The 12,743-nt window shown below is 70.6% G+C and carries 11 protein-coding genes; 9 read left to right on the forward strand and 2 right to left on the reverse strand.

What is annotated here, in order from left to right; all coding sequences use genetic code 11:
• Nucleotides 1-44 precede the first annotated feature (44 nt).
• From ruvC to ACQPZG_RS28445, 8 genes are all read left to right on the forward strand, one after another.
• Nucleotides 45-629: a crossover junction endodeoxyribonuclease RuvC gene (ruvC, locus tag ACQPZG_RS28410; RefSeq protein WP_433548541.1), complete on the forward strand. Its 585-nt coding sequence runs from the start codon at nt 45-47 to the stop codon at nt 627-629.
• Nucleotides 626-1,258: a Holliday junction branch migration protein RuvA gene (gene ruvA / locus ACQPZG_RS28415; RefSeq protein ID WP_433548542.1), complete on the forward strand. Its 633-nt coding sequence runs from the start codon at nt 626-628 to the stop codon at nt 1,256-1,258. The genes ruvC and ruvA overlap by 4 nt, the downstream gene beginning before the upstream one ends.
• A 56-nt stretch (nt 1,259-1,314) precedes the next feature.
• Nucleotides 1,315-2,391, forward strand: coding sequence for a Holliday junction branch migration DNA helicase RuvB (gene ruvB / locus ACQPZG_RS28420; protein ID WP_185030637.1), 1,077 nt, complete (start codon nt 1,315-1,317; stop codon nt 2,389-2,391).
• A gap of 165 nt (nt 2,392-2,556) precedes the next feature.
• Nucleotides 2,557-3,027, forward strand: a complete 471-nt coding sequence (gene yajC, locus ACQPZG_RS28425) for a preprotein translocase subunit YajC (RefSeq protein ID WP_433548543.1) — start codon at nt 2,557-2,559, stop codon at nt 3,025-3,027.
• A 146-nt stretch (nt 3,028-3,173) separates the two neighbouring features.
• A complete protein-coding gene (gene secD, locus ACQPZG_RS28430) occupies nt 3,174-4,946 on the forward strand; it encodes a protein translocase subunit SecD (protein WP_433548544.1) in 1,773 nt (590 codons plus the stop codon).
• 1 nt (nt 4,947) lies between these two features.
• The gene (gene secF, locus ACQPZG_RS28435) at nt 4,948-6,030 is read left to right on the forward strand and encodes a protein translocase subunit SecF (protein WP_433548545.1); all 1,083 of its coding nucleotides are present in this window, start codon (nt 4,948-4,950) and stop codon (nt 6,028-6,030) included.
• Nucleotides 6,027-6,575 (forward strand): adenine phosphoribosyltransferase, encoded by a 549-nt coding sequence (locus tag ACQPZG_RS28440; protein ID WP_433548546.1) that lies wholly within the window; start codon nt 6,027-6,029, stop codon nt 6,573-6,575. The genes secF and ACQPZG_RS28440 overlap by 4 nt, the downstream gene beginning before the upstream one ends.
• 188 nt (nt 6,576-6,763) lie before the next feature.
• Nucleotides 6,764-9,250, forward strand: a complete 2,487-nt coding sequence (locus ACQPZG_RS28445) for a RelA/SpoT family protein (protein WP_433548547.1) — start codon at nt 6,764-6,766, stop codon at nt 9,248-9,250.
• 414 nt (nt 9,251-9,664) lie between these two features.
• Here the strand turns inward: ACQPZG_RS28445 and ACQPZG_RS28450 are convergent, their stop codons facing one another.
• Both ACQPZG_RS28450 and ACQPZG_RS28455 read right to left on the reverse strand, forming a co-directional pair.
• The gene (locus tag ACQPZG_RS28450) at nt 9,665-10,894 is read right to left on the reverse strand and encodes a DUF349 domain-containing protein (RefSeq protein WP_433548548.1); all 1,230 of its coding nucleotides are present in this window, start codon (nt 10,892-10,894) and stop codon (nt 9,665-9,667) included.
• 159 nt (nt 10,895-11,053) lie between these two features.
• Complete coding sequence (locus ACQPZG_RS28455; protein WP_433548549.1) at nt 11,054-11,860, reverse strand: peptidylprolyl isomerase; 807 nt, start codon at nt 11,858-11,860, stop codon at nt 11,054-11,056.
• Between the two features lie 182 nt (nt 11,861-12,042).
• Here ACQPZG_RS28455 and ACQPZG_RS28460 point away from each other — a divergent pair, with 182 nt between their 5' ends.
• The gene (locus tag ACQPZG_RS28460; protein WP_433548550.1) at nt 12,043-12,738 is read left to right on the forward strand and encodes an MBL fold metallo-hydrolase; all 696 of its coding nucleotides are present in this window, start codon (nt 12,043-12,045) and stop codon (nt 12,736-12,738) included.
• Nucleotides 12,739-12,743: the final 5 nt, after the last annotated feature.

The raw sequence follows: 12,743 nt of genomic DNA on the forward strand, positions 1-12,743 counted from the left end.
AGCGGAGGCGCTTCAGCCGCACAGAGGGGCAGAAGGGGGGCACGGTGCGGGTACTCGGAGTGGACCCGGGGCTGACCCGGTGCGGCGTCGGCGTGGTCGAGGGGGTGGCCGGACGGCCGCTGACCATGTGCGGGGTGGGCGTCGTCCGGACGCCCGCCGACGCGGAGTTGGGAATGCGCCTGGTCGCCATCGAGCAGGGCATCGAGCGGTGGCTGGACGACTACCGTCCCGAAGTCCTCGCCGTGGAGCGCGTGTTCAGCCAGCACAACGTGAGCACGGTGATGGGCACCGCCCAGGCCAGCGCGGTGGCCATGCTGTGCGCCTCCCGCCGCGGCATCCCCGTCGCCCTGCACACCCCCAGCGAGGTCAAGGCCGCCGTCAGCGGCAGCGGGCGCGCCGACAAGGCACAGGTCGGGGCGATGGTCACCCGGCTGCTGCGACTCGACGCCCCGCCGAAACCGGCGGACGCGGCCGACGCCCTCGCCCTCGCCATCTGCCACATCTGGCGGGCCCCCGCGCAGAACCGGCTCCAGCAGGCGGTAGCCGCCCACAAGTCCCGTACCACCCAAGCAAGCGCTCCGAGCGCGCCGCGTACCGCTCGTCCCGCAGGGAAAGGCCGCACCTCATGATCGCCTTCGTCACCGGCCCGGTGGCCGCACTCGCCCCGACCACCGCCGTCATCGAGGTCGGCGGCATCGGCATGGCCGTGCAGTGCACGCCGAACACGCTCTCCACGCTCCGCATGGGCCAGGACGCCAAGCTCGCCACCTCCCTGGTCGTACGGGAGGACTCGCTCACCCTGTACGGGTTCGCGGACGACGACGAACGCCAGGTCTTCGAACTGCTCCAGACCGCGAGCGGCGTCGGCCCCCGCCTCGCCCAGGCCATGCTCGCCGTGCACAGCCCCGACGCGCTGCGCCTCGCGGTGTCCACCGGGGACGAGAAGGCCCTCACCGCCGTCTCCGGCATCGGCAAGAAGGGGGCGCAGAAACTCCTCCTCGAACTGAAGGACCGACTCGGCGAACCGCTCGGCACCGGCGGACACCCCGGCATCCGGCGCAGCACGGCGTCCGGCCCCGCCCCGTGGACCGAGCAGCTCAGCGCGGCACTGATCGGACTCGGCTACGCCTCCCGCGAGGCGGAGGAAGCGGTCGAGGCCGTCACCCCGCAGGCCGAGGCCGCCCTGGCCGAGGGTGTCCAGCCGCCCGTGCCGCAACTGCTGCGCGCCGCGCTCCAGACCCTCAACCGCACCCGCTGACCCACCGCCGACCCCGGCCCTCCTGACGTACCGCAGCCGACCCGAGAGATCCGCACATGAACTGGGACGAGACCGGACCCGACACCGCCGCCGACCCGAGGCTGGTGGACTCCTCCGCCGACGGCGAGGACCAGGCCGTCGAGGCCGCGCTGCGCCCCAAGGACCTGGAGGAGTTCGTCGGCCAGGAGAAGGTGCGCGAGCAGCTCGACCTCGTCCTGCGTGCGGCCCGCGCCCGCGGCGCGACCGCCGACCACGTCCTGCTCTCCGGTGCCCCGGGCCTCGGCAAGACCACCCTCTCCATGATCATCGCCGCGGAGATGGGCGCCCCGATCCGCATCACCAGCGGCCCGGCCATCCAGCACGCGGGTGACCTCGCCGCGATCCTCTCCTCCCTCCAGGAGGGTGAAGTCCTCTTCCTCGACGAGATCCACCGGATGTCCCGCCCGGCGGAGGAGATGCTCTACATGGCGATGGAGGACTTCCGCGTCGACGTCATCGTCGGCAAGGGACCCGGCGCCACCGCGATCCCCCTGGAGCTGCCGCCCTTCACCCTCGTCGGTGCGACCACCAGGGCCGGGCTGTTGCCGCCGCCGCTGCGCGACCGCTTCGGGTTCACCGGGCACATGGAGTTCTACGAACCCTCCGAACTGGAGCGCGTCATCCACCGCTCGGCCCGTCTGCTGGACGTCGAGATCGGCGCCGACGGGGCCGCGGAGATCGCCGGCCGTTCCCGCGGCACCCCCCGCATCGCCAACCGGCTGCTGCGCCGGGTCCGCGACTACGCCCAGGTCAAGACCGACGGCGGGATCATCGACAAGGACGTCGCCAACGCCGCCCTCAAGGTGTACGAGGTGGATCCGCGCGGACTGGACCGGCTCGACCGGGCCGTGCTCGGCGCGCTCCTCAAGCTCTTCGGCGGCGGACCGGTCGGCCTGTCGACGCTCGCCGTCGCCGTGGGGGAGGAGCGGGAGACCGTCGAGGAGGTCGCCGAACCCTTTCTCGTACGGGAGGGCCTGCTGGCCAGAACACCGCGCGGCCGGGTCGCCACCCCCGCCGCGTGGGCGCACCTGGGACTCGTACCGCCGCAGCAGGGTTCAGGGAAAGCCGGACAACCGGGTCTGTTCGGGACGTGACGGTGTGGAAGCTCGCCGGGCCAGGAACCACGGTGCGATGCTGGGCGTTGTTCCATTGACGCGGACTCGCTTAGACTCCGCCGATGCCGACCTCTCCGGCCGGCATGCCCACCCCCGTATATATGAGGCCGCTGCTGAGCGGTCGTGCGAAGGAAGTTCCGTCCCGTGAGTATCGTGACCCTCCTCCCCTTCATCGTGCTCATCGGGGCCATGTTCCTGATGACCCGGTCCGCCAAGAAGAAGCAGCAGGCCGCTGCGCAGATGCGCAACGAGATGCAGCCCGGCACCGGTGTGCGCACCATCGGCGGCATGTACGCCACGGTCAAGGAGGTTCACGACGACACGGTCCTTCTTGAGGTCGCCCCCGGCGTCCACGCCGTGTACGCGAAGAACTCCATCGGTGCCGTCCTCTCCGACGAGGAGTACAACCGCATCGTGCACGGCGAGGAGATCGCCGGCGACCTGGAGTCCGATGCTCCCGTCGTCCCGGACGACGCCTCGTCGCTGACCGGTTCGGACGACCCGGACGTGGCCCGCATCGACCTCGGCAAGAAGCCCGAGACGGACGAGCCAGCCACCGACGCCGACGCGGCGCCGAAGGACAAGAAGACCGACGGCGAGAGCGACGCGAAGTAGCCACTGCCACGGACCGCGGTGACGCACACCGTCGCACCGCGGTCCGTGGACCGTGCCGACGTCCTCGGGGGGCAGGCCCCCACAACACTTCGTGGCCGCATCGGCGCACATCCCGCGCGTGCGGTTGGACAGGGAGAAACGAGAAGGTGGCAGCACCGAAGAAGGGCCGCAAGGCCCCGGGGGCCCCGGGCAGGCCAGGGCGCGCCCTGGCCCTGATGGCGATCGTCCTCCTCGCCCTCGTGGGCGGGATGTTCGCGTCGGGGCACACCACCCCGCGCCTGGGCATCGACCTCGCCGGCGGTACGAGCATCACGCTCAAGGCGCAGAACGAGCCGGGTCAGCCCAATGCGATCAACAAGACCAACATGGACACCGCGGTCGGCATCATGGAGCGCCGTGTCAACGGCATGGGCGTCTCCGAGGCCGAGGTTCAGACCCAGGGCAACGACAACATCATTGTCAACATCCCCAAGGGCACGAACTCCCAGCAGGCCCGTGACCAGGTCGGCACCACCGCCAAGCTCTACTTCCGGCCCGTCCTGACGGTGACGCAGGGGGCACCGCTGCCCGATCCGGGCAAGACGCCCGCGCCGAACCCGTCCGCCACGGACAAGGACAAGCCCGCGGCCGAGAATTCCAAGGGCCCGGGAACCCCGTCCGCGACGGCCACACCGACGTCGACCGCCACCTCGCAGGGCCGTGCCGTCACCGACGCGCTGAAGGCCCCGACGCCGACCCCGAACCCCACGGGCGGCACGAGCGGCACCCCGGACCCGCAGAAGACGCCGCCGCCCGCACAGGACCCGGCCACCGCCAAGCTGGAGAAGGCGTTCGCCGCCCTCGACTGCAACGATCCCAAGCAGCGCGAGAAGGCCGGCGACGGCTTCAGGCCCAGCGAGACCACCATCGGCTGCGGCCAGTCCCCGGACGGCACGAGCTGGGACAAGTACATCCTCGGCCCGGCCGAGCTCGAAGGCACCGACGTCAAGAAGGCCAGTGGAACGTTCGACACCCAGCGCGCGCTGTGGAAGGTCGACATGGAGTTCACGAAGGCCGGCTCCGACAAGTTCGCCAAGACGACCGCCAAGCTGATGAAGCAGCAGTCGCCGATGAACCAGTTCGGCATCGTCCTCGACGGCAACGTCGTCTCCGCGCCCTCGGTCAGCTCCGTCCTCAGCGGCAACGCGGAGATCACCGGCAGCTTCAACCAGGAGTCCGCGCAGGAGCTGGGCAACATCCTGTCGTACGGCTCCCTGCCGCTGACGTTCAAGGAGGAGACCGTCACCACGGTCACCCCCGCGCTCGGCAGCGACCAGCTCGAAGCCGGTCTCATCGCGGGCGCGATCGGCCTCGTGCTCGTCGTGATCTACCTGGTGGTCTACTACCGCGGGCTCTCGTTCGTCGCGCTGCTGAGCCTCCTGGTGTCCGGCATCATGACGTACACGATCATGGCGCTGCTCGGCCCGGCCATCGGCTTCGCGCTGAACCTGCCCGCGGTCTGCGGTGCCATCGTCGCCATCGGCATCACGGCCGACTCGTTCATCGTGTACTTCGAACGCATCCGGGACGAGATCCGCGAGGGGCGCACGCTGCGGCCCGCGGTGGAGCGTGCCTGGCCGCGTGCCCGACGCACCATCCTGGTGTCGGACTTCGTGTCGCTGCTCTCCGCCGTGGTGCTGTACGTCGTGACCGTCGGCAAGGTGCAGGGCTTCGCGTTCACGCTCGGCCTCACCACGCTGCTCGACGTCGTCGTGGTGTTCCTCTTCACCAAGCCGCTGATGACGCTGCTCGCCTCGAAGACGAAGTTCTTCGGCAACGGCCACAAGTGGTCCGGCCTCGACCCGAAGCGGCTGGGCGTGCAGCCCCCGCTGCGACGCACCCGCCGCGTGTCCGCTACGACCGAACCGAAGGAGGCGTGAGATGTCGCGACTCGGCAACATCGGCGCCAAGCTCTACCGCGGCGAGGTCGGCTACGACTTCGTCAAGAACCGGATGATCTGGTACGGAATCTCCGTCCTGATCACCATCGTCGCCCTGGCGGGCCTCGGGTTCAAGGGCCTGAACATGGGCATCGAGTTCCAGGGCGGCGCGCTCTTCACCACGCCCCCCACCTCGGTCTCCGTCCAGCAGGCGAAGGAGGACGCGGAAGAGGCCTCCGGGCACGACGCGATCGTCCAGAAGCTCGGCAACGGCACCCTGCGCATCCAGGTCGGCGGGCTGGACACCTCGACCGCTTCCCCGGTCACCAAGAAGCTCGCCGAGGACCTGAACGTCCCCGCCGACAAGATCAACACCGAGCTGGTGGGCCCCAGCTGGGGTGCCCAGATCGCCAACAAGGCATGGACCGGCCTCGCGGTCTTCATGGTCCTGGTGGTGGTCTACCTGGCCCTCGCCTTCGAGTGGCGGATGGCCGTCGCCGCCCTCATCGCCCTCATCCACGACCTCACGATCACCGTGGGCGTCTACGCCCTGGTGGGCTTCGAGGTCACCCCGGGCACGGTGATCGGTCTGCTGACCATCCTCGGCTACTCCCTCTACGACACCGTCGTCGTCTTCGACGGTCTCAAGGAGGGCGGCAAGGACATCGCCAAGCAGTCCCGCTACACCTACAGCGAGATCGCCAACCGCAGCCTCAACGCGACCCTGGTGCGCTCCATCAACACCACCGTCGTCGCCCTGCTGCCGGTCGCCGGTCTGCTGTTCATCGGCGGCGGCGTGCTCGGCGCGGGCATGCTCAACGACATCTCGCTGTCGCTGTTCGTCGGCCTCGCGGCCGGTGCGTACTCCTCGATCTTCATCGCCACCCCGCTGGTCGCCGACCTCAAGGAGCGCGACCCGCAGATGAAGGCTTTGAAGAAGCGCGTGCTCGCCAAGCGGGCCTCCGAGGCCAAGAACGAGGCGGGCGACGGTTCCGACGACGTGCAGGACGCCGTTCCGGCAGCCGCCGGAGTCGTCGGCCAGCGTCCCGACCGTGGCCGCCCGACCCAGGGGAAGCGCCGATGACCACCGTGGACACCACCCGTGAGCTGCTGCTCAGCCGCATCCGGGACGTGCGGGACTACCCCAAGCCGGGCGTCGTCTTCAAGGACATCACGCCGCTGCTGGCCGATCCCCGGGCGTTCGGCGCCCTCACCGACGCCCTCGCGGACCTGTGCGTGCAGCACGGCGCCACGAAGGTCGTCGGCCTGGAGGCGCGCGGATTCATCCTGGCCGCCCCGGTCGCCATCCGTGCGGGCCTCGGGTTCATCCCGGTCCGCAAGGCCGGCAAGCTCCCCGGCGCGACGCTCTCCCAGGCGTACGAGCTGGAGTACGGCACCGCCGAGATCGAGGTGCACGCCGAGGACCTGAGCGCGGGAGACCGCGTCATGGTCATCGACGACGTCCTCGCCACCGGTGGCACGGCCGAAGCCTCCCTGGAGCTGATCCGGCGGGCCGGCGCGGAGGTCGCGGGCGTCGCGGTCCTCATGGAGCTCGGCTTCCTGGACGGCCGCGCCAAGCTGGAGCCGTCCCTCGCGGGCGCTCCGCTGGAGGCCCTGATCACCGTCTGACCGTGGCCCGAACCGACAGCCCGGCCCAGCCGCCGGGCGCCGTCGGACCGGGCACGGAACACCGGCACGAGGCGGGTCCCGGGAACACCCCGGGGCCCGCCTTTCCCACGTGGTGACTTCCTGCCCAGGAAGAACGTGGGGCCAAGGCTCGATACCATGGGCTTTCCGGACCCGTACGAGGAGCGCTCTTGCCTGACGAGGCCCAGCCAGTCGCCACCCCGCAGCCGGACAAGGCCGCAGCGGGTGGCGCCACGCCCCCGAAGCCCCCGGTCGTCCCGGCTGACAAGCCCGGCCCGCCGGTGACTCCGGAGAGCGCCAACGGATCCGCGCCCGCCCCCGCCCCCGCGGTACGCCCCGCCGCCCCGGCCGGCGCCACGGCGCGCACCGGAGGCTCCTCAAACCGGGTACGCGCCCGGCTCGCGCGGCTCGGCGTGCAGCGCCAGTCCCCGTACAACCCGGTCCTGGAACCCCTGCTGCGGATCGTGCGCAGCAACGACCCCAAGATCGAGACGGCGACCCTGCGCACCATCGAGCGCGCCTACCAGGTCGCCGAGCGCTGGCACCGCGGGCAGAAGCGCAAGAGCGGCGACCCGTACATCACGCACCCCCTGGCCGTGACGACGATCCTCGCGGAGCTGGGCATGGACCCGGCGACGCTGATGGCGGGCCTGCTGCACGACACCGTCGAGGACACCGAGTACGGCCTGGACACCCTGCGCCGCGACTTCGGCGACCAGGTGGCGCTGCTGGTCGACGGCGTGACCAAGCTCGACAAGGTCAAGTTCGGCGAGGCCGCGCAGGCGGAGACCGTGCGCAAGATGGTCGTCGCCATGGCCAAGGACCCGCGCGTCCTGGTCATCAAGCTCGCCGACCGCCTCCACAACATGCGCACCATGCGCTACCTCAAGCGGGAGAAGCAGGAGAAGAAGGCGCGCGAGACCCTGGAGATCTACGCGCCGCTCGCCCACCGCCTGGGCATGAACACCATCAAGTGGGAGCTGGAGGACCTCGCCTTCGCGATCCTCTACCCCAAGATGTACGACGAGATCGTGCGCCTGGTCGCCGAGCGCGCTCCCAAGCGCGACGAGTACCTGGCCATAGTGACCGACGAGGTGCAGAGCGACCTGCGGGCCGCACGCATCAAGGCGACCGTCACCGGGCGGCCCAAGCACTACTACAGCGTCTACCAGAAGATGATCGTCCGCGGCCGGGACTTCGCGGAGATCTACGACCTGGTGGGCATCCGCGTACTGGTCGACACCGTACGGGACTGCTACGCCGCCCTCGGCACCGTGCACGCGCGATGGAACCCGGTCCCCGGCCGGTTCAAGGACTACATCGCGATGCCGAAGTTCAACATGTACCAGTCCCTGCACACGACGGTCATCGGCCCCAACGGCAAACCCGTCGAGTTGCAGATCCGCACCTTCGACATGCACCGCCGCGCCGAGTACGGCATCGCCGCGCACTGGAAGTACAAGCAGGAGGCCGTCGCCGGGGCCTCCAAGGTCCGCACCGACGTGCCCCGGCACAAGGACGACGCCGTCAACGACATGGCGTGGCTGCGCCAGTTGCTGGACTGGCAGAAGGAGACCGAGGACCCCAGCGAGTTCCTGGAGTCGCTGCGCTTCGACCTCTCCCGCAACGAGGTCTTCGTCTTCACCCCGAAGGGTGACGTCATAGCGCTCCCGGCAGGGGCGACGCCGGTCGACTTCTCGTACGCCGTGCACACCGAGGTCGGGCACCGGACCATAGGAGCGCGGGTCAACGGGCGGCTCGTCCCGCTCGAATCGACCCTGGACAACGGCGACCTGGTCGAGGTCTTCACCTCCAAGGCGGACGGCGCGGGGCCCTCCCGCGACTGGCTGGGCTTCGTGAAGTCGCCGCGCGCCCGCAACAAGATCCGCGCCTGGTTCTCCAAGGAGCGCCGCGACGAGGCCATCGAGCAGGGCAAGGACGCCATCGCGCGCGCCATGCGCAAGCAGAACCTGCCGATCCAGCGCATCCTCACCGGGGACTCGCTGGTCACCCTCGCGCACGAGATGCGCTACCCGGACATCTCGTCCCTGTACGCGGCGATCGGCGAGAACCACGTCACCGCGCAGTCGGTCGTGCAGAAGCTGGTGCAGGCGCTCGGCGGCGAGGACGCCGCCAACGAGGACATCGCGGAGAGCTCGCCGCCCTCACAGAGCCGCAGCAAGCGCCGGGCCAACGCCGACCCCGGAGTGGTGATCAAGGGCGTCGACGACGTGTGGGTCAAGCTGGCGCGATGCTGCACGCCGGTGCCGGGCGACCCCATCATCGGCTTCGTGACGCGCGGCAGCGGCGTCTCCGTCCACCGCGCGGACTGCGTCAACGTCGACTCGCTGTCGCAGCAGCCCGAGCGGATCCTCGAAGTCGAGTGGGCGCCCACCCAGTCGTCGGTCTTCCTGGTCGCCATCCAGGTCGAGGCCCTCGACCGGTCCCGGCTGCTCTCCGACGTCACCCGGGTCCTGTCCGACCAGCACGTCAACATCCTGTCGGCGGCCGTCCAGACCTCCCGCGACCGGGTGGCCACCTCCCGCTTCACCTTCGAGATGGGCGACCCGAAGCACCTGGGGCACGTGCTCAAGGCGGTACGCGGGGTCGAGGGCGTGTACGACGTCTACCGCGTGACGTCGGCGCGCAGGCCGTAGGACCGCCGCGGACGCCGTCACCCCGCCCGGACGCGGGCGTCGCGCACGCGTGCCGCGCGGGCCTCGTGCCGCGTACGCGCGCGTCGTGTGTACGCGGGCCCTCGTGCCCGCGCCCACCGGCGTAACACACGCGGACGCGTCACACGCCCAGGCGCTGGCGTCGCGCCCGCGGGCGTAGCGCTCGTAGGCGTCGCGCCCGCATACGGGCGTCGCGCCGCGCGCGCAAGCGTCGTGCCGCGCACAGGCACGCGCCCGCACACGAGCCTCGCGCCGCGCCCGCAGGAGTAGCGCAGGCGTCGCGCCCGCACGCAGGCGTCGCGCCCGCAGGCGTCGGGGCACGCAGACGAGCGGGGCCCCGGACTGCGCGTCCGGGGCCCCGCTCGTACGTACTGGCCGGCGTCGGCCGGCGGTCGGTCAGCCGCCGAACTCCTCCAGGCCCTTCATCGCCTGGTCGAGCAGCGCCTGACGGCCCTCCAGCTCACGCGCCAGCTTGTCGGCCTTGGCGTTGTTGCCCGCCGCGCGTGCCGTGTCGATCTGCTTGCGGAGCTTTTCGACGGCGTCCTGGAGCTGACCCGTCAGCCCCGCGGCGCGGGCCCGCGCCTCCGGGTTGCTGCGCCGCCACTCGGCCTCCTCGGCCTCCTGGATCGCCCGCTCGACGGCCTGCATCCGGCCCTCGACCTTGGGACGCGCGTCCCGGGGCACGTGACCGATGGCCTCCCAGCGCTCGTTGAGCGACCGGAACGCGGCACGCGCGCCCTTGAGGTCCTTCACCGGCACCAGCTTCTCGGCCTCGGCGGCGAGTTCCTCCTTGAGCTTGAGGTTCTCGCCCTGCTCCGCGTCCCGCTCGGCGAAGGTCTCGCCCCGCGCGGCGAAGAACACGTCCTGGGCGCCGCGGAAGCGGTTCCACAGGTCGTCCTCGAACTCGCGCTGCGCGCGGCCCGCGGCCTTCCACTCCGTCATCAGCTCGCGGTAACGCGCCGCCGTGCCGCCCCAGTCGGTCGACTTCGACAGCGACTCGGCCTCCACGACCAGCTTCTCCTTGGCCTTGCGGGCCTCCTCGCGCTGCGCGTCCAGCGACGCGAAGTGCGCCTTGCGGCGCTTGGAGAACGCCGAGCGGGCGTGCGAGAACCGGTGCCACAGCTCGTCGTCGGCCTTGCGGTCGAGGCGGGGGAGACCCTTCCAGGTGTCCACCAGCGCCCGCAGCCGCTCGCCCGCCGAACGCCACTGGTCGCTCTGCGCCAGCTCCTCGGCCTCGGCGACCAGCTTCTCCTTGGCCGCCTTCGCCTCGTCGGCCTGCTTGGCCTTCTCCGCCTTGCGCTCCTCGCGGCGCTTGTCGACCGTCGTCACGAGGGCGTCGAGACGCTTGCTCAGTGCGTCGAGGTCACCCACCGCGTGGTGTTCGTCCACCTGGGTCCGCAGGTGGTCGATCGCGGTCTGCGCGTCCTTGGCCGACAGATCGGTGGTCTTCACCCGCTTTTCGAGGAGGCCGATCTCGACCACCAGGCCCTCGTACTTGCGCTCGAAGTAGGCCAGGGCCTCCTCGGGAGAGCCGGCCTGCCAGGATCCGACGACCTTCTCGCCCTCGGCCGTACGCACGTACACGGTGCCCGTCTCGTCGACGCGGCCCCACGGGTCGCTGCTCACAGCGCCTCCTCCACATGATGTCCGCAAGGGGTCGTGACCCCCGGGCATCGTCCACACGTTTTTCAACGTCCACAGTCTGATCGCGGGGCCGAAGACGCCCTGCACACCGCCAACATAGGCGACGTGCGGGGCGGCTGTCCGCATCCCGCACTTCCCGGTTTACTTGGTGACGGTCGCCTTGTCGATGACCACGGTGGCGTTCGGCGCCCCGTCGCCCTGCCCGCTCGACTCACCCGCACCAGCGATCTTCTCCAGCACGTCCAGGCCGCCCTCGATGGTGCCGAACGGCGTGTAGTCGGGCGGCAGCGGGCTGTCCTTGTAGACCAGGAAGAACTGGCTGCCGCCGGTGCCCGGACCCGCGTTGGCCATCGCCACCGTGCCCGCCGGGTACGTGCCGCCCGCCACCTTCGGGTCCTTGAGGTTCTCGTCGGGGAGCTTGTAGCCGGGGGTGCCGCTGCCGGCCGCCGTCGGGTCGCCGCACTGCAGGACGTGTATGCCCTGCGTGGTGAGCCGATGGCACTCGGTGTGATCGAAGTACCCCTTGCCCGCGAGGAAGTGGAAGGAGTTGACGGTGCGCGGTGCCTTCCGCGCGTCCAGCGCCAGATCGATGTCGCCGCACGTGGTCCGCAGCTTCATCGCGTACTTCGCCGACTTGTCGACAGTGAGCGGGGGCTCCTTGTCGAAGGACAGCTTCGCCACCTCGCCCGGCGCGGGCGCCCTGCACGGGTCGGCCTTCTTCGACGGAGCGTCGGCGCCCGCGTCCACGACCTTGCCGTCCTCGCCACTCTTGGATTCGAAGAGCCCCGCCGCACACGCGCTCGCGGTGCCCGCGAGGACGACGGCCAGGGCCGCGCCGATCACCGCGGTGCGCCGCCGGGTCGTGCGCTGCCGCTCGGCACGCCGCTGCTGCTGCCGCTCGAACTTCTCCCTGGCGAGCTGGCGCCGCCGCTGATCGTTGTTGACCACCGGGTCTTCTCCTCGTACGTGTCGACTGCTGCCGGACGCCCGTCCGACCGGGCCCGAGCTAGCCCGTACCGTATATGGGTTCGCTGTGGAACGAAGAGCGCCGGTAGGCTCTCTTTCCGTTGCACGCGCGAGCGAAAGCGCTGCGACAAGCCGCTGACGGACGACACACACCGAGGACCATCGTGCTTATTGCCGGGTTCCCCGCCGGGGCCTGGGGGACCAACTGCTACCTGGTCGCCCCCGCCGCAGGCGAGGAGTGCGTGATCATCGACCCGGGCCACGAGGCCACCCAGGGTGTCGAGGAGACGCTGAAGAAGCATCGGCTGAAGCCCGTCGCCGTCGTGCTCACCCACGGGCACATCGACCACGTCGCCTCCGTCGTACCCGTCTGCGGGGCCAAGGACGTACCCGCGTGGATCCACCCCGAGGACCGCTTCATGCTCAGCGACCCGGAGAAGGCCCTCGGCCGCTCCCTGGGCGCGCAGCTCATGGGCGAGCTGAGGGTGGGCGAACCGGACGACCTCAAGGAGCTGCACGACGGGGCGGAGCTGAAGCTCGCCGGTCTGGACCTCACCGTGTCGCACGCGCCCGGCCATACCAGGGGGTCGGTGACCTTCAGGCTGCCCGAGGCCGCGGACATTCCGCAGATCCTCTTCTCGGGCGACCTGCTGTTCGCCGGCTCCGTCGGACGCACCGACTTCCCCGGTGGCTCCCACGACGAACTCCTCGCCTCGCTGGCCCGTGTGTGCCTGCCGCTGGAGGACTCGACCGTGGTGCTGTCCGGGCACGGCCCCCAGACCACCATCGGCCAGGAGCGCGCGACCAACCCGTACCTGCGGGACCTGGGCGCAGCGCCCGCCCCTCGACGAGGAATGTGAACCAC

The sequence above is a fragment of the Streptomyces sp. CA-294286 genome (assembly GCF_050947155.1).
Classification (GTDB): domain Bacteria; phylum Actinomycetota; class Actinomycetes; order Streptomycetales; family Streptomycetaceae; genus Streptomyces.